Source organism: Roseococcus sp. GW821-FHT12F05, assembly GCF_058806835.1.
In genome coordinates this window covers 76,414-93,316 of the sequence record NZ_JBXAQB010000005.1, presented here as the reverse complement: position 1 = coordinate 93,316, position 16,903 = coordinate 76,414, and the positions used below count along the sequence as shown (strand labels likewise).

General features: G+C 70.7%; 16 protein-coding genes. 10 read left to right on the top strand and 6 right to left on the bottom strand.

Annotation, left to right across the window (positions count from 1 at the left end):
- Nucleotides 1–3: 3 nt before the first annotated feature.
- The 3 genes from AC1ROY_RS14515 to AC1ROY_RS14505 all read left to right on the top strand — a co-directional run bounded on the left by AC1ROY_RS14515 (nt 4) and on the right by AC1ROY_RS14505 (nt 3,373).
- On the top strand, nt 4–903 hold the full coding sequence (locus AC1ROY_RS14515; RefSeq protein ID WP_493149553.1) for an MlaA family lipoprotein: 900 nt from the start codon (nt 4–6) through the stop codon (nt 901–903).
- Between the two features lie 243 nt (nt 904–1,146).
- Nucleotides 1,147–2,475 (top strand): ABC transporter substrate-binding protein, encoded by a 1,329-nt coding sequence (locus tag AC1ROY_RS14510; protein WP_493149552.1) that lies wholly within the window; start codon nt 1,147–1,149, stop codon nt 2,473–2,475.
- Nucleotides 2,476–2,485: 10 nt separating this feature from the next.
- Nucleotides 2,486–3,373: a phytanoyl-CoA dioxygenase family protein gene (locus AC1ROY_RS14505; protein ID WP_493149551.1), complete on the top strand. Its 888-nt coding sequence runs from the start codon at nt 2,486–2,488 to the stop codon at nt 3,371–3,373.
- 14 nt (nt 3,374–3,387) lie between these two features.
- On the opposite strand, the gene AC1ROY_RS14500 is transcribed toward AC1ROY_RS14505, so the two are convergent.
- The 6 genes from AC1ROY_RS14500 to AC1ROY_RS14475 all read right to left on the bottom strand — a co-directional run bounded on the left by AC1ROY_RS14500 (nt 3,388) and on the right by AC1ROY_RS14475 (nt 8,577).
- Entirely contained in the window at nt 3,388–4,170 is a 783-nt protein-coding gene (locus AC1ROY_RS14500; RefSeq protein WP_493149550.1) for an energy transducer TonB, read from the bottom strand.
- The gene (locus tag AC1ROY_RS14495; protein WP_493149549.1) at nt 4,170–4,598 is read right to left on the bottom strand and encodes a biopolymer transporter ExbD; all 429 of its coding nucleotides are present in this window, start codon (nt 4,596–4,598) and stop codon (nt 4,170–4,172) included. Before AC1ROY_RS14495 ends, AC1ROY_RS14500 begins: the two co-directional genes overlap by 1 nt.
- 3 nt (nt 4,599–4,601) lie before the next feature.
- Nucleotides 4,602–5,258 (bottom strand): MotA/TolQ/ExbB proton channel family protein, encoded by a 657-nt coding sequence (locus AC1ROY_RS14490; RefSeq protein ID WP_493149548.1) that lies wholly within the window; start codon nt 5,256–5,258, stop codon nt 4,602–4,604.
- A gap of 12 nt (nt 5,259–5,270) precedes the next feature.
- Nucleotides 5,271–7,364: a TonB-dependent receptor gene (locus tag AC1ROY_RS14485; protein WP_493149547.1), complete on the bottom strand. Its 2,094-nt coding sequence runs from the start codon at nt 7,362–7,364 to the stop codon at nt 5,271–5,273.
- 185 nt (nt 7,365–7,549) lie between these two features.
- Nucleotides 7,550–7,897, bottom strand: coding sequence for an Mpo1-like protein (locus tag AC1ROY_RS14480; RefSeq protein WP_493149546.1), 348 nt, complete (start codon nt 7,895–7,897; stop codon nt 7,550–7,552).
- Nucleotides 7,898–7,965: 68 nt separating this feature from the next.
- On the bottom strand, nt 7,966–8,577 hold the full coding sequence (locus AC1ROY_RS14475) for an ABC transporter substrate-binding protein (RefSeq protein WP_493149545.1): 612 nt from the start codon (nt 8,575–8,577) through the stop codon (nt 7,966–7,968).
- 80 nt (nt 8,578–8,657) lie between these two features.
- Here AC1ROY_RS14475 and hpnA point away from each other — a divergent pair, with 80 nt between their 5' ends.
- From hpnA to AC1ROY_RS14440, 7 genes are all read left to right on the top strand, one after another.
- Nucleotides 8,658–9,638, top strand: a complete 981-nt coding sequence (gene hpnA / locus AC1ROY_RS14470) for a hopanoid-associated sugar epimerase (protein WP_493149544.1) — start codon at nt 8,658–8,660, stop codon at nt 9,636–9,638.
- Entirely contained in the window at nt 9,638–10,822 is a 1,185-nt protein-coding gene (locus AC1ROY_RS14465) for a glycosyltransferase (RefSeq protein ID WP_493149543.1), read from the top strand. The genes hpnA and AC1ROY_RS14465 overlap by 1 nt, the downstream gene beginning before the upstream one ends.
- A 172-nt stretch (nt 10,823–10,994) precedes the next feature.
- Complete coding sequence (gene shc, locus AC1ROY_RS14460) at nt 10,995–13,019, top strand: squalene--hopene cyclase (RefSeq protein WP_493149894.1); 2,025 nt, start codon at nt 10,995–10,997, stop codon at nt 13,017–13,019.
- Nucleotides 13,020–13,090: 71 nt separating this feature from the next.
- Nucleotides 13,091–14,266, top strand: coding sequence for a BaiN/RdsA family NAD(P)/FAD-dependent oxidoreductase (locus AC1ROY_RS14455; protein ID WP_493149542.1), 1,176 nt, complete (start codon nt 13,091–13,093; stop codon nt 14,264–14,266).
- 186 nt (nt 14,267–14,452) lie between these two features.
- Nucleotides 14,453–15,202 (top strand): sugar transferase, encoded by a 750-nt coding sequence (locus AC1ROY_RS14450; protein WP_493149541.1) that lies wholly within the window; start codon nt 14,453–14,455, stop codon nt 15,200–15,202.
- On the top strand, nt 15,199–16,113 hold the full coding sequence (locus AC1ROY_RS14445) for a polysaccharide deacetylase family protein (protein ID WP_493149540.1): 915 nt from the start codon (nt 15,199–15,201) through the stop codon (nt 16,111–16,113). Before AC1ROY_RS14450 ends, AC1ROY_RS14445 begins: the two co-directional genes overlap by 4 nt.
- The gene (locus AC1ROY_RS14440; protein ID WP_493149539.1) at nt 16,113–16,901 is read left to right on the top strand and encodes a WecB/TagA/CpsF family glycosyltransferase; all 789 of its coding nucleotides are present in this window, start codon (nt 16,113–16,115) and stop codon (nt 16,899–16,901) included. Before AC1ROY_RS14445 ends, AC1ROY_RS14440 begins: the two co-directional genes overlap by 1 nt.
- Nucleotides 16,902–16,903 lie beyond the last annotated feature (2 nt).

The window sequence follows — 16,903 nt, the reverse complement described above, 5'->3', positions numbered from 1 at the left end:
GCCGTGAAACGAACCGCCTCTGCCCTGCTCCTGGCCTCTGCCCTCGCCCTCGGTGCCTGCGCCGGCAACCAGCCGGCCACCGATCCTCGCGACCCCTGGGAAGCGACCAACCGCCAGATCTTCGACTTCAACGTCGCGCTCGACGACGCGGCCATCCGCCCCGCGGCCGCGGCCTATCGCGACACCCTGCCGGACGGCATGCGCACCGCCATCCGCAACTTCCTCAGCAACCTCAACGAGCCCGTGGTCTTCGCGAACAACATCCTGCAGTTCCGCTTCCTGGATGCCGGCCACACGCTGATGCGCTTCTACATCAACACGGTGGGCGGCGGCCTCGGCTTCTTCGACATCGCGACGCCCAACGGGCTCACGCGCCGCTCCGGCGATTTTGGCCAGACGCTCCATGCCTGGGGCGTGCCGGACGGCCCCTTCCTGATGCTGCCCGTCATGGGCCCCACCGTGGTCCGCGACGCGATCGGCGACGGGGTCGATGCCGTGTCCAACCCGATCGGGCTGCTGACGGGCTCCATCTTCTCGACCGCCACGGCGCATATCATCGGCGTGGGCCGCGGCGCGCTGAGCGGGATCGATCTGCGTGCCGAGAACATCGAGACGCTGGACGCGCTGCGGACCGACAGCCTCGACTTCTACGCCCGCCTGCGCAGCGTCACCCGCCAGCGCCGCGACGCCGAGCTCGGGCGCACCGGCGGCGAGGCCGAGACGATCGTGCCGCTGGACGACCCAGGCGCGGATTCCTCCGGCGGGGCGGCGACGCCGACCGCCATGCCGGGAACCCCCGCCGCGACGCCGGCGCAGCTGCCGGGCATCACCATCACGGCGCCGTCGGTCGGCGAGCCGGATCCGGCCTGGGCGCGTAACATGCCGCCGGGGGCGCGCTACTGACCGATCCGGTTCTTTTTCGTAATTTGGGGCATTCGCGGAGCGGTTTTCGGACAAACCCTCCTTTCCGGGCGGGAAGGCGGGCGCAATGCATCCCCTGATCCGGGCCTTCCTATCAAAATTTCCATGTAAAATCAACAAGTTTCAGGTTCCAGCGAAGCTGGAAGCGGATCGGCGTCGACGCCGGGGGCCTGGCATGGCTAGTCTTTCCCGCAGTGGGGCCAACCCACGCGACGGGAGGAAAGGATGCGGGACATCACCATGCGGCGCCGCGGGGCGCTGACGCTTGGCCCTGGTCTGCTGGCCGGGGCGGGGACGGCGCGGGCGCAGATCCGCGCCGCGGAGGTGCCGGCCCCCCGATATCCGCTGGAATCCGGCGCCCGGCTGCGGGTGCTGCGGCCCGCCAAGTACATCGAGCCCGACGAGGTGCTCTTCAACGAGAACACCCGGAAATTCACCCGGGCCACGGGCATCGAGGTGCGGGTCGACTACGTGAACTGGCCGGACATGCCGGTGCAGATCGCCTCGGCCTTCAATGTCGGCCAGGGCGCCGACGTGATCATCGGCTTCGGTGCCGATCCGCATCTCTTCGAGGACAAGGTCCTGGAGCTGACCGACCTCGCTGATTATCTCGGCGCGAAATATGGCGGCTGGTACGACACGGCTCTGCTCTACGGCCGCAAGTGGAAGTCCAGCGCCTGGCTCGGCCTGCCCATGGGCGGCACCACCGGCCCCTGTGTCTTCCGCCGCAGCGCGGTGCAGCAGGCCGGCTTCACGCAGATTCCCAATGACCTCGGCGAGTTCCTCAGGCTCTGCCAGGGGTTGAAGCGCGTCGGCCTGCCCTGCGGCTTCGCCCTCAGCCACGCGCCGGGCGACGCGCCCGGCTACGCCAACTGGCTGCTCTGGTCGCATGGCGCGAGGCTGGTGGACGAGGAGGGCAAGGTCGCCCTGGAAAGCCCGGAGACGCTACGCGCGCTGGATTTCGCCCGGGCCATGCAGGAGACGATGGTGCAGGGCACGATGGCGTGGAACGGCGCCTCCAACAACAGTGCCTTCGTCGCCGGGCAGCTCGGCCTGACGCAGAACGGCGTCTCCATCTACTTCGCGCTGAAGACCTCGGACGAGGAGGTCAAGCGCCAGCTCGCCGCCGACACCGACCACGCGGAAATGCCGCACGGCGCGGCACCGAAGGCGCCGGAGACGGCGCTGACCCTGAACGCCATGGTGCCGCGCTTCACCCGCGCGCCGAATGCGGCGCGGGAATACATCCGCTTCATGATGGAAGCGCCGCAATATGATGCCTGGCTCACCGCCTGCCTCGGCTACTGGTCGCAGCCGCTGAAGGCCTATGCGGACAGCGCGGTCTGGACCTCCGACCCCAAGCTGGCGGTGTTCCGCAACGCCATGGACACGCCCTATTACGAGGGCTTCGCCGGCCCGATCGGCGCCGCCATGGGGGCGGTGCACGAGAACTGGGTGGTCGTGGACATGTTCGCCCGCGTCGTGAGCGGGGGGCAGAGCCCGCAGGATTCCATGCGTGCCGCGGCACGGTCGGCGCGGCGCTGGTACCGATAGGAGGAAACGAATGCCTATCCTGACGGAAGAGCAGAAACGCGCCTATGAGGAGGTCGGCGCCATCGTGGTGCCGGACGTGCTGACGCCGGAGGAGGTGGCGGAGCTCCGCCGCGTCACCGACGGCTTCGTCGAGCGCGCCCGCGCCGTGACGACGCATGATGCGATCTACGATCTCGAGGACACGCACACGCCGCGCATGCCGCGCGTCCGCCGCATCAAGGCGCCGCACCTGCATCATGAGGCCTATGCCCGGCTGGTGCGCCACCCGCGGATCGTCGAGGTGCTGCAGGACCTCTGGGGCCCGGACATCCGCTTCGACACGGCCAAGCTCAACATGAAGTCGGCCGGCTTCGGCGCGGCGGTGGAGTGGCACCAGGACTGGGCCTTCTATCCCCACACCAATGACGACCTCGCCGCCGTCGGCGTGATGATGGACGACATGGCGCTGGAGAACGGCCCGCTGATGATCATCCCCGGCACCCACAAGGGGCCGGTCTACGATCACCACGCCGACGGGGCGTTCTGCGGCGCCATGGATCCCGCGAAGAAGGAGGTCGACTACGCCGCCGCCGTGCCGCTGACCGGGCGGGCGGGCTCCATCACCGTGCACCATGTGCGGGCGGTGCATGGCTCGGCGCCGAATCTCTCCAACCGGGACCGGCGGCTGATGCTGTTCCAGTTCCGCGCCGCCGATGCCTGGCCGCTGCTGGGCTTCCCGGACGGGCTCGCGGCCTATGATGAGCTGATGGTCGCCGGCACGCCCGGCCTCGCGCCGCGGCTGGCCGCCGTGCCGGTGCGGCTGCCCTTGCCGCCGGCGGGCCTCCAGGGCTCGATCTACGAGAACCAGAAGGCGTTGAAGAACCGCTTCTTCGAGGTGGTGGGTCCGGCGGCGCAATAGGCCGCCGCCGGACCCTACCGCAGCTGGAAGCGGATCGGCACCTCGATCCAGGATTCGATCCGCTGGCCGTCGCGGGTCGAGGGCTCGAAGGACCAGCGGCGGACGGCGGCGAGCGCGGCGCTGTCCAGGGCTTCGTTCCCGCTCGACCGGTGCAGGCGCACCTCCTTCGTCTCGCCGTCTGTGCCGACCAGGGCGCGGATGAGGGCCGTGCCGGTGATCCCGCGCTCGCGGGCGACCATCGGATAGTCCGGCGGCGTGGGTGTCCGGCGGAAGCGGGCATTGGTGAAGACGGGCGGGCCGGAGGGCGCGACCGGCGCAGCCGCCACAGGTGCCGGCGCGGCAGCCGGCGGCGCCGTGCTGGGTGCTGCGGGCGCGGGCCGGCGTTCGCGGGGAGGCTGCGGCGGCCGCGGACGCGGCGCGGGTGGTGGCGGGGGCGCGACGGCCTCGGCGCGGATCGGCGGCGGTGGCTCGGGCGGGGGTGGCTCGGGCGGCGGCGGTTCGACCGGCGGGGGCGGCTCGGGTTCCGGCAGCGGTACTTCCGGGGGAGGCTCCGGCTCGGCCGGTGGAGCCTCGGGCGCGGGAGCCTCGGCGGCCACCGTCTCCAGCGTCAGCTCGATCGCCGGCGGTTCCTCCGCGCGCCGGGGCTCGCGCGAGGCGGCGGCCCAGACCAGCAGTCCGAAGCCCGCGAGGTGCAGCAGCAGCGCGCCTGCCAGCGCGGCCGGATGGATCGCCGGACCCCGTTTCGGGGCCGCCGCGACGGGCGGGCTGCCGGGGGAGACGAGGGCCGCGTCGAACATCAGCGCGGCGGCTGTTCGGCGAGCAGCGCGACCCGGGAAAAGCCGGCGGCGGAGACCGCGCCCATCGCCGCCAGCACGTCGCCATAGGCGAGGCCGCGATCGGCGCGGACCTGCACGGTGCGGTCGGTGCCGCCGGCCGCCAGCAGGCGCATCCGTGCCGTTAGGGCGCCGGCCTCGACGGGCTCGTCGCGCAGGAAGGCGCGGCCCTCCCGGTCGAGGGTGAGGACGATGGGCTCGGTGGGCGGCGTCGCCGGCGCGGCGGCGGCGCTGGGCAGCTGCACCGGCACCGCGGAGAGCATGAGCGGCGCCGCCACCATGAAGACGATCAGCAGCACGAGCATCACGTCCACGAAGGGCGTCACGTTGATCTCGGAGAGGGGCAGGGCGCCCGCCTCGTCATCGCCTTGCGGCAATCCCGTCATGGCCATGGCTCAGTCCCCCGCCGGGACGGGCGCGCGGCGCGCCTCGCTGAGCGCGTCGGCGAGACGGGCGATGGCCGCCTGCCCGTCGCCGCGCAGCCGCGCGCCGGCCACGACGAAGCGGTTGTAGGCCATGACCGCCGGGATCGCGGCGGCCAGGCCGATGGCCGTGGCGAGCAGCGCCTCGGCGATGCCCGGCGCCACCACGGCCAAGCTGGTGTTGTTCGAGCGCGCGATGGCCGTGAAGCTGTTCATGATCCCCCAGACCGTGCCGAAGAGGCCGATGAAGGGGCCGGAAGAGCCGACCGTCGCCAGGAAGGGCAGACCGGTCTCCAGTGGCCGCATCGCGTCGCCGAGGGCGAGGCGCATGGTCTCGCGCAGGCGTTCCTTGCGGGTGAGACGGTCCTCGTCGGGATCGAAGCGCAGCGCGGCGCCGGCCTGCAGCACCTCCCGGCCAAGGCCCCTCTCCAGGGCCTGCCCGTGCCCCGCGCGTCCGGCGGCATCGAAGGCCGCCATGTCGCGCCGCAGCCGCCGGAGCCGGAAGGTCTTGTCGAGCAGAATGGTCCAGACGGCGAGGCTCGCGGCGGCCAGGGCCAGCATCACCGCCTTCACCACGAGGTCGGCCTGCAGGAACAGCGCGACCAGGGAAAAATCATGGGCTTCGGTCATCTGGATGGTCCTTCAGAGGGCGCGGGACAGGCCGGCGAAGATGCCGCGGCGCATGCCGTATTGCGGGGCGCCGACGCCGATGCCGGTGCCGTCGCGGAGCTGGTAGCTGCGGTCGAAGAGGTTCAGCACGTCGAGCCGCGCGGTCCATTTGCCGCCGCCGGCGATGGTGAATTCCTGGCTCAGCCCGAGGTTCACCGTGACATAGGGCGTCACCACCCCGCTGTTGGCGAAGCCGCGCCGCATGCCGCTGCCATAGACCAGCGTCGAGGAGACGTTGCCGCCCTCCCAGACGTTGTAGGCCACGCCGGCCGAGCCGGTGATGAGCTGGTCATGGTCCGTGCGGACGAACTTTTTCTGCACCTGCGCGAGTTCGGCGGTGCTCCAGAAGTACTGGTTGGAGACGAGGCCGCGTCCTTCGGAGCGGGAGAGGGTCAGGTTGCCGTAGAGCAGCATCGGGCCGCGGCGCCATTGCGCCGACAGTTCCGTGCCGAAGACCCGGCCTTCGCGGTAGTTGTAGGGCGAGAAGATATAGGCGCTGCCGAACTGGCCGAGGTCCTGCATGTCGCGGACCGAGCGGTAGAAGGCCTCGCCGCCCAGGGTGAGGCTCTCGCCGATGCGCTGGCGGATGCCGAGGTTGAAGTAGTGCGCGCGCTCGGGCCGGGGCGGGCTGGCCTGCAGCACCTCGGGCGCCAGGGTGGTGCCGACGTAGCGGGACAGCGCGGGATTGGTCAGCAGCTCCGAGGGCGGCGGCGTGAAGTAGCGCGCATAGCCGGCCGAGATGGTCGTGGCCTCCGTGGGCCGCCAGACGAGGTTCGCGCGCGGGCTGAGCTGCGACGCATTCACCTGCTGGTTCATCACGTCGAAGCGCGCGCCGTAGTTCAGCGTGAGCTCGTCGGTCAGCCGCCACTCGTCCTGGGCGTAGATGCCGTAGAGCTGGCCCTCGATCCGCCCGCGCTCCTGGATGGTGAAGGGCGCATCGAAGGCCTGGCCCTGCGCGTTCACCGGCAGCACCGTGCTGTTGGCGATGTTGCGCGTGATGTCGGCGGAGGCGAAGAAGCCGGCGCGCAGCGTGTGCGCCTCGGCGACGCGCCAGGACGCGTCGCCCTGGAGGCCGGCGGAATAGTTGCGCTTGCGCGTCTCGGCCGCGACGCCGGAGAGGATCAGCTCGCCCACCGTATCCGGCACGTAGCTGATCGAGGTCTGCCGCACGAAGGCGGAGAGCTGGAGGTCCACCGCGTCGCGCGAGTGCTGCAGGGCCAGCACGCCGAAGCTGGAGCGCTGCCATTGCCGGGCGCGCAGGCTCGCGCTGTCGTAGCTGCTCTGGCCGAAGGCGGTGAACTGCGCCGGCTGTCCGGGGATGTTGGGGATCTCGAAGCGCGACTGGTTGGTGCCGCCTATGAAGGCCACGCGCGTCCGGTCGTCCACCAGATAGGCCATGTTCACCAGGCCGCGCACCTGCTCGGTGGTGTTGTGGATGGAGTTGGGCGAGCTGGTCGGGTTCTCGAAGCCGCGGTCGCTGCGCAGGTAGCTGCCGGTGACGTAGTACTCGAAGGGCCCGACCGCGGAGCCATAGGCCAGGCTCGGCTGGAACTGACCGAAGCTGCCGCCGTAGAGGCTCGCCGTGCCGCCGGGATCCTGCGCGCCGGAGCGCAGCGTGATGTCGACGATGCCGGCCGTCCGATAGCCGAACTGTGCGGGCAGCGCCCCGGTGATGAGCTCGACGGACCGCATGCCCCGCGCGTCGAAGAGCTGGCCGAAGCCGCTGATCGCCTCGGGGATGATCACGCCGTTGATGCGGTACTGCAGGTTGCGGTGGTCGCCGCGGACATGGAGGTCGCCCTGCGCCTCCTGCACCACGCCCGGCGCCTGGAGCAGCACCTGGTTGAGCGAGGCGCCGCCGCCCTGGGGCAGCCGCTCGATGGTCTCGCGGTCGATCCGGGTGACGCTGGCGCCCAGCGCGGGGGCGATGCCGGTCCGCGCCGCCTCGAGCCGCGAGGACTGCACGACGATGGGATCGAGCTCGATCGCTGGGGCGGGCTCCTGCGTCTGCGCCGCGGCCAGGCAGGGGACCAGGGCGAAAGGCAACCCACGGACCAATATGTGCACCACTCTTCACCTCTTCATCGGTAGAGCTGTATACCTCTTCAATAAATTGAAGAAATACAAAGACTTACCGACAAAAAAGCCGATCCTGCCGGCGCGCGCAACCGGGTATGACCGGGCGGCCGGGCCGGCCCGCGCGAAAGCTCAGGAAGCGGGGTGCAGGACGGGCCCGAGGGGCCTTCGGGGGACTATGGTTCGCGGGCGCGCTCGGCCCGGACGCGCGCGACCTCGCGGTCCATCTGGCCGGTGAGGATCAGGGCGAACATCTTCCAGTCGCCCAGGAGGCTGTAGAGGGGGTAGCGGAAGGTCGCCGGCCGGTTCCGCTCGATGGTGAAATGGCCGATCCAGGCCAGCGCGTAACCGGCCACCAGCGCAGCCGCCAGCCACCAGGGCTGGCCGGTGAAGGCGGCGGCCAGAAGGCAGGCGATCGCCGCCGAGGTGCCGAGGAAGTGAAGCCAGCGATTTCGGGCGTCCAGGTGCTCGCCCACGTAGAAGGGCCAGAACTCCCGGAAGTTCCTGGGCTCGGCGGGTTCCATGCTCCCAGCCTAGCACGCCCGGGGCCGCGCGTGGCGCCTGATCGGCGCCCGCGCGGGCAGGGTCTCCCTTAGGCCGCCAGCAGCCGCGCCGTGCGGGTTTCCAGCTCGTGCATCACGCGGGGCACGCCGCCCTCGCGGATGAGCGCCGAGAACTCCGAGCGGCGCGAGGCGAGCTCGCTGATCGTGCCCGTCAGGTACACGTCCACGATGCGCGGCGGATTGCCCCGCAGCAGATAGGACAGCACCACCGGCTCGCCATCCGTGCGGTTCAGCCGCGTGCGGACCAGCGTGTCGCCGTTCGCCAGGCTTTGGGTGCCGATGGTGGTGAAGGTCTCGCCGGAATAGCCGTCGAAGCGGGAGGCGTAGGTCGCGATCGACCAGCGCGTGAAGGCCTCGGACAGGGCAGTCTGCTGGTCGGGCGGCAGGCTCGTCCAGTTGGAGCCGGTGGCGATGCGCGTCATCGCCGCCAGGTCGAAGGCCTGGCTCATGACGGGCATCAGCCGCTCGTAGCGGCCTCGGGCGCCGAGGCGCTGGGCGTCACGCATGACGCCCAGCAGCGCGGTGTGGAAGCGCTCCACCACGTCGGCCGGGGCCGCCTGGGCCCCGGAGGACTGGGCGAGGGCGGGAGTCGCCAGGGCCAGCAGCCCGGGGGCGAGGAGGAAGAGGCGTCGGGATTGCATGATGCTCATATAAGGCGTTCCGCGATCTGGACCATGGCTTTGGGGTCCGCCACAAGACTGCCATGCGTCCCACGACGATCTTGATCACAGGTGCCACCGGCTTCCTCGGGGCTTCGCTGGCGCGGGCCGTCCTGGCGCAAGGCCATGCCGTCCGCGCGTTCATCCGCCCGCAGGCGGCGCGGGAGTCCCTGGCCGGGCTCGATATTTCCTACGCGCTCGGCACCATCACGGACGGGCAAAGCCTCTCCTACGCCATGGCTGGAGTGGGTGGAGTAATCCATGCAGCGGCCGATTATAGGATATTCGTGCCGGATCCGGCCCGGATGCGGGCGACCAATGTCGGCGGGACCGAGGCGGTCATGATGGCGGCGCTGAAGGCGGGCGTGCCGCGAATCGTGCATGTCTCCTCGGTCGCGACGCTGAAGCCGCGGGCCGACGGCACTCCCGCCACGGAGGAGGATTTCGCCGCGCCGGAGGAGGCGATCGGCCCCTACAAGGCGAGCAAGACCGAGGCCGAGCGGCTGGTGGAATCCCTGGTGAAGCGCGAGGGGCTGCCGGCCGTGATCGTGAATCCCTCCACGCCGATCGGCCCCTACGACCGCCGGCCGACGCCCACTGGCCGCGTCATCCTGGAGGCGGCGCGGGGCAAGATGCCGGCCTATGTCGAGACCGGGCTGAACCTCGTGCATGTCACGGATTGCGCGGCGGGCTGCGTGGCGGCGCTCGACCATGGCGCCATCGGCGAGCGGCACATCCTCGGCGGCCAGGACGTGACGCTGGCGCAGATGCTGGAGTTCATCGCCCTCGAATGCGGGCATCGCCGGCCCTTCCGCCTGCCGCGCGCGCCGCTCTACCCGCTCGCGGTCATCTCGCAGGTCGTGGCGCGCGCGACGGGCCGGGAGCCCATGCTGACGATCGACGGGCTGCGCATGGCCGGACACCACATGTTCTTCTCGGCCGAGAAGGCGCGACGCGTGCTCGGCTTTTCCGCGCGCCCCTGGCAGGAGGGTGTGATGGACGCCATCCACTGGTACGAGAGCGTGGGGATGCTGCGCCGGTGATGTTTCTCGCACTGGCGGCCTGCCTCGCCTGGGCGGTGCTGCTCCTCGGCCGCGGCTTCTTCTGGCTCGCGCGCGACGACGATTCCGATGCGGAGGGATTGCCCGGGCCGGATCACTGGCCGGCGGTCTGCGCCATCGTGCCGGCGCGCAACGAGGCGGAGACCATCGCGGCCACGGTCCGCGGGCTGACGGCGCAGGATTATCCCGGCCCCCTCCGCATCGTCGTGGTGGACGACCGCAGCTCGGACGGCACGGGCGACCTCGCGCGCGGCGCGGGCGACGAGCGGCTGCTGGTCGTCACCGGCACGGGCAAGGCGCCGGGCTGGTCGGGCAAGCTCTATGCGCTGCAGCAGGGACTTCAGGCGGTTGCCGGCGAGGCGCACGAATACCTGCTCTTCACCGATGCCGACATCGCCCATTCCCCCGACAGCCTGCGCCGCCTTGTCGCCCGCGCCATCGCCGACGACCGCGACCTCGTCTCCCTCATGGCGCGGCTGCGCTGCGAGAGCGCGGCCGAGCGCTGGCTGATTCCGGCCTTCGTCTTCTTCTTCCAGATGCTCTACCCCTTCCGCTGGTCGAACGACCCCAGGGCGCGCACCGCCGCGGCCGCCGGCGGCTGCGTGCTGCTGCGCCGCGCGGCCTTCGAGGCGCGCGGCGGGCTGCTGCCGATCAAGGGGCGCATCATCGACGACTGCGCGCTGGCGGCCCTGATGAAGGCGCCACCCGATGACCGGAGCGCCGAAGGGCGCGGAGGTCTGAATAGGGTGGCCAAAGGCAACGGCTCCCGGATCTGGCTTGGGCTGACCGAACGGGTGCGCTCGCTGCGCGCCTATGACGACCTCGGCACGATCCGCGCCATGGTCGTCCGCACCGCCTATGCGCAGCTTCTCTACAACCCGCTGATCCTGCTCGGCATGGTGGCGGCGCTGAGCCTCGTCTACCTCGCGCCGCCGCTGCTCGCGATCTTCGGCGAGGGCTGGGCGCGCGCGCTGGGCCTGCTCGCCTGGGCCGCCATGGCGCTGGCCTATGCGCCGATGCTGATGCGCTTCGGCCTTTCGCCCCTGCGCGGGCTGGCGCTGCCGCTGGTCGCGACGACCTATCTCGCCTTCACCCTCGACTCCGCCCGGGCCGAATGGGCGGGGAAGGGCGGGCTCTGGAAGGGGGAACCACTGTCGCGCGAATGACACAGCCCAGATACAACTTCCCGCGCCCTTCCGGTTCGGGGCCCAAATGGCCTATCCATTCCGGCTGGCGTTCCAGTTCTTTTGATCTACCGCGGGATTTAGACCTTCGGCGCCTTCGCGCCCCCGGCCATCCCGCTCATGCGGAAACAAGGGGTATGCCGCGTTGAACATCATGCCGAACCTGCCCGGGAGCGCCGCCTCGGCCTCTCAGGGAGGCTCGCCCAGCCTGGATTCGCAGGGGCCGGACAACGAGACGCTCGAGCAGGCCGTCGCCGCCGCGGCGCAGCATCTGCTCGCGCATCAACGCGCCGATGGGCATTGGGTTTTCGAGCTCGAGGCGGATTGCACCATCCCCGCCGAATACGTGATGCTCCACCACTTCTTCGGCCGCATCCAGCCGGAGAAGGAGGCGCGCATCGGCCGCTACCTGCGCCGCGTGCAGTCCGACCAGCTCGGCAATTGCGGCGGCGGCTGGCCGCTCTTCCATGGCGGGCCGCTCGACATCTCCTGCTCGGTGAAGGCGTATCTCGCGCTGAAGCTGATCGGCGATCCCGCCGACGCGCCGCACATGGTCGCCGCCCGCAAGGCGATCCTCGCCGCCGGCGGGGCCGAGCGCAGCAACGTCTTCACCCGGGCCGCGCTCGCGCTGTTCGGCGCGGTGCCCTGGCGCGCCGTGCCGATGATGCCGCCCGAGATCATGCTGCTGCCGCGCTGGTTCCCCTTCCACGTCAGCAAGATCAGCTACTGGGCCCGCACCGTGCTGATCCCGCTGACCGTGGTGATCGCGCGCCAGCCCCGGGCGCAGAACCCGACCGGCGCGACCATCGACGAGCTCTTCGCCACGCCCCCCGAGCAGGTGAAGGACTGGCCCGGCGGCGCCCACCAGGCCGAGCCCTGGGCCTCGCTCTTCAAGGGGCTGGACGGCGCGCTGCACCGCGCCCGCACGCTCTTCCCGCGCACCCACCGCGCGCGCGCGGAAGCCGCCTGCGAGCGCTTCGTCACGGAGCGGCTGAACGGCGAGGACGGGCTGGGCGCCATCTACCCGGCCATGGCCAATACGGTGCTGATGTACCACTGCATGGGCGTGGCCGAGGACGATCCGCGGCTGCTCACGGCCTGGTCCTCCATCGAGAAGCTGGTGCAGGAGCGGGGCGACGAGACCTATGTCCAGCCCTGCCTCTCCCCGGTCTGGGACACGGCGCTGGTCAGCCACGCGCTGCTCGAGGCCGGCGGCGGCGAGGAGCGCTCGGCCGTCGCGCGCGGGCTCGACTGGCTGCTGACCAAGGAGATCACGGACGTCCAGGGCGACTGGTCCTGGCAGCGGCCGAACCTCAAGCCGGGCGGCTGGGCCTTCCAGTACGAGAACGCGCACTACCCCGATGTCGACGACACCGCCGTGGTGGTGCTCGCCATGGACCGCTTCCGGAAGGAGGCCGGCGACGACAAGGGGTATGACCCGGCCATCCGGCGCGCCACGGACTGGACGGTGGGCATGCAGTCCAAGGGCGGCGGCTGGGGCGCCTTCGACGCCGACAACACCTTCCACTACCTGAACCACATCCCCTTCGCCGACCATGGCGCGCTGCTCGACCCGCCGACCTCCGACGTCTCGGGCCGCTGCCTCGCCATGCTGGCGCAGCTCGGCCGCGGCGAGGAGGCGGCCTCCAGGCACGCCATCGAGTACCTGCTGCGCGAGCAGGAGGCCGACGGCTCCTGGTACGGCCGCTGGGGCGTGAACTACGTCTACGGCACCTGGTCGGCGCTGACGGCGCTGAACGCGGCGGGTCTGCCGCACGGGCACCAGGCCATGCGCCGCGCCGTCGCCTGGCTCGTCGAGCGGCAGAACGAGGATGGCGGCTGGGGCGAGGACGGCATGAGCTACCCGACCCGCGGCGGCACGCGCCCCGACACGCAGCAGCACGCGCCGAGCTCCGCGAGCCAGACGGCCTGGGCGATCCTGGCGCTGATGGCCGCCGGCGAGGCGGACCACCCCGCCGTGCAGCGCGGCGCGGATTGGCTCACCAGCCGGCAGAAGCCCGACGGCGACTGGCCCGAGGAGGACTACACGGGCACCGGGTTCCCGCGCGTCTTCTACCTGCGCTACCACGGCTACCGGCGCATCTTCCCGCTCTGGGCGCTGGCGCGGCTGCGCAACCTGCGCGCCTCCAACACCCGGCGGGTCTCGCACGGGCTCTGACGGTGCGGAGGCACCGTCGGGCCGTCGTTCGCGCGCCGGGCAGAAGCAGCCAGTCGCGACCGGATCGCTGAGTGGCGTCCCATGACGTCCTGGTGATCGGCGCCGGCGCGGCCGGGCTGATGTGCGCCATCCGGGCCGGCCAGCGGGGGCGGCGGGTGCTGCTGATCGACCATGCCGAGGAGCCCGGGAAGAAGATCCTCATCTCCGGCGGCGGGCGCTGCAACTTCACCAACCGCGACATCCGGCCGGAGCGGTTTCTCTCCGCCAACCCGCATTTCGCGCGGTCGGCCTTGTCCCGCTACACCGCGCGCGATTTTCTCGCCCTGATCGAGAAGCACCGCATCGCCTGGCACGAGAAGACGCTGGGCCAGCTCTTCTGCGACGGCTCGGCGCGGCAGGTCGTGGCGATGCTGCTGGCCGAAGCCCAGGCCGCCGGCGTGGAGCTTCGGGTCGACACCCGCGTGACCGACATCGCGCGCGACACGGAGTTCCGCGTCGCGACCGGCCGCGGAATCTTCACGGCGAAATCGCTGGTCCTGGCGACGGGCGGGCTCTCCATCCCGAAGATGGGCGCGACCGGCTTCGCCTATGACGTGGCGCAGCGCTTCGGCCTGAAGCTGGTCGAGCGCCGGCCGGCCCTGGTGCCGCTGGCCTTCGGCGGCGAGCAGCTCGCGCTCATGCAGCCCCTGGCGGGCGTCTCGCTGCCGGTGATCGCCAGGGCGGGGAAGGCGAAGTTTCCGGAGGCGATGCTCTTCACCCATCGCGGCCTCTCCGGTCCGGCGATCCTCCAGGTCAGCTCCTACTGGCGCGAGGGCGAGGCGGTCACGCTGGACCTTTTGCCCGGCCAGGACGCGACCGCGCTCCTGCTGGCCGCCAAGCGCGCGCGGCCGAAGGCGGAGCCCAGGACGGTGCTCGGGGAATTCCTGCCGACGCGGCTGGCCCAGGCCCTGGCCGAGCGGCACCTGCCGGGCCTCCGGATGGCCGATCTGCAGGACCGCGCGCTGATCGCGCTGGCCAATCTGCTCAAGGCCTGGACGCTGACGCCCTCGACCACCGAAGGCTATGCCAAGGCCGAGGTGACGTTGGGCGGCGTGGACACGGACTCGCTCTCGCAGCAAAGCCTGATGGCGAAGGAAGTGCCGGGCCTCTTCGTGATCGGCGAGGCGGTGGACGTCACGGGCTGGCTCGGCGGGTACAACTTCCAGTGGGCCTGGGCGAGCGGCTGGGCAGCAGGTGAAAACGTATAAAAATAAGATATTTGTGTTTATTTTATAATTTTCCATATGAAGGGAGTCTCGATTCGGGCTCGATTTGAAACGCACGCGACAAATTGTATAAAAATTGATTGACGATATGTTAAAGTGAACGTAACCTTCGGGCCACAGCGCCGATGGGTTGCATGCCCGCCCGGCGTGACCGGGAAGGGAATCGATATGTCGACAACGGTGGCGTTCAGCTCGGCGGACCTCCCTCCCGAGCCTCCCCAGGCCTTTCACTGCCGGCCGCCGGATGCCGCCCTCCGCCAGGAATTCTCCGAGCTCTTCGCCCTGCGGGAACCCCTGCCGGACCGCCCCGCCAAGCTGGCCTTCGACCGGACCGTCGCCGCCACGGCCCTGGTCGCCCTGTCGCCCGTCGGGCTCGCGCTGTACCTGGCGAACCTGATCGAGGGATGGCTCATCCCGCGGAACCGGGGCCCGCTGGTCTACAGCTACATCGCGTCGAGCGCCGGCCGGCGGTTCCGCAAGCACAAGATCCGCCAGATCCGGATGACCGAGATCGACCCCGTGCTGGCCGCGCAGGGCAGCTGGCACGCCTTCGCCAAGGAGTGGTCGCCGGAGAGCCGCACCTATGTCGGGCGCTTCGTGAAGGCCCTCTATCTGGATGAGCTGCCCCAGCTCTGGGACATCCTGAAGGGCGACATGAGCTTCGTCGGCCCGCGGCCGCTGGCCTGGCACCATTACGAGCGCGACCTCGCCCAGGGGAACGTGACCCGCCTGCTCCTCAAGGGCGGCCTGCTGGGGCGCGGCCAGGCGCAGAAGGGCACGAAGGCGCTCGGCGACCCGCGCGGCGACTTCGAATATGCCGAGGCCTACCGCACCTCCTCCTCCTGGCAGCTGCTGCGGCACGACCTCCGGATCATCTGGAACGGCATCGCCGTGGTCTTCCGCGAGCGCGGCGCATGAGCACGCGCATCCTCTCCTTCGACATCGAGGACTGGTTCCACCTGCTAGACGTGCCGACCACGCGATCGCCCGCAAGCTGGGCGGCCTATGAGTCGCGCGTGGAGCGGGGCACCGAGCGGATCCTCGAGGAACTCGGCGCGCGCGGCACGAAGGCCACCTTCTTCTGCCTGGGCTGGATCGCGGAGAAGTACCCGCAGCTGATCCGCCGCATCGACGCGGCCGGGCACGAGATCGGCACGCATTCCCAGGCGCACCAGCTGGTCTACGAGCAGTCGCCGCGGGAGTTCGAGGAGGATCTGAAGCGGTCCATCGGCCTGCTCGAGGCCCTCACCGCGAAGCCGGTGCGCATCTACCGCGCGCCGGGCTTCTCGATCACGCCGGCCAGCGCATGGGCGTTCGACCTTCTCCTCGCGAACGGGATCGAGGTCGACTGCTCGATCTTTCCGGCGTCGCGGGCGCATGGGGGCTATGCCGGCTTCGTCCGTGGACCCTCCTGGATCGACCTGCCGACGGGACGGCTGAAGGAGCTGCCGCTGAACCTGGGCCGCTTCCTGGGGCGGGACGTTGTCTTCAGCGGCGGCGGCTATTTCCGGCTGCTGCCCTATCCCGTGATCCGGCAGCAACTGCGGCGGTCCGACTACGTGATGACCTATTTCCATCCGCGGGATTTCGACGCTGGGCAGCCGGTCGTGGAAGGGCTGTCGCGGGCGCGGCGGTTCAAATCCTATGTCGGCCTGGGCGGCGCCTTCGGGAAGCTGCGCCGGATGCTGGGCGAGTTCGACTTCGTCGATGTCGGCAGCGCCGTGGCAGGGCTGGACTGGAGCCGGGCGCCCGTCCTGAAGCTGGACACCGCCCGCAAGGCCGCGCCGCCGGGCATCATCCGCGGCCAGGTCCTGGCCCGGGCCGCGTGATGCCGGTCGGCGGCCCCGCCAGCCGCCGGGTCGAGCTGGACGGGCTTTTCCTGACCTCGATCGGCCTGGCCGAGGTCATGTCCCGCATCGAGCGCGCCTGCCTGGCCGGCGAGCCGCTGCAGGTCATGACCATCAACCTCAACCTGCTGACGCTGGCCCGCCGCAAGCCCTTCTTCCGGTCTGTGATCAACGGGGCCGACATGGCCCTGGTCGACGGGCGCATCCTGCTGTGGCTCCTCCGTGGCGCGGGCGAGGCGGTGCCGGAGCAGATCACGGGGCACGACCTGATGCGCGAGTGCCTCGCGCTGGGACGGCGCCGGGGCCTGCGGATGTTCCTGCTGGGCGGCGCGCCCGGCGTCGCGGAGAGCCTCGCGGCCCGGCTGGAGGCGGAGCATCCGGGCCTGCGCGTCATGGGCACGGACGGCGGACGCTTCACCGAGACCGGGGAGGGATCGGAGGATGCCGAGCTGATCCCCCGGATCCGCGCCTTCGCGCCGCACCTGCTGTTCCTCGCGCTCGGCCAGCCCAAGCAGGATGCCTGGATCGCGCGCAACCTCCTCGCGGTCGGTGGGCCTGTGGCCATGGGCGTGGGCGGCGTCTTCGACACGCTGTCCGGCACGCTGCCGCGCGCGCCCCGCTGGATGCAGCGCGCCGGGCTGGAATCGCCCTACCAGCTCATGATGGACCCGAAGCGCTATTGGCGCCGCTACCTGCTGGACGATCCGCCGACGCTGGCCCGGCTGCTCGGCCAGGCGCTGCGGAGGAGGCTCTCCAGGCCGCGCCCGTGACG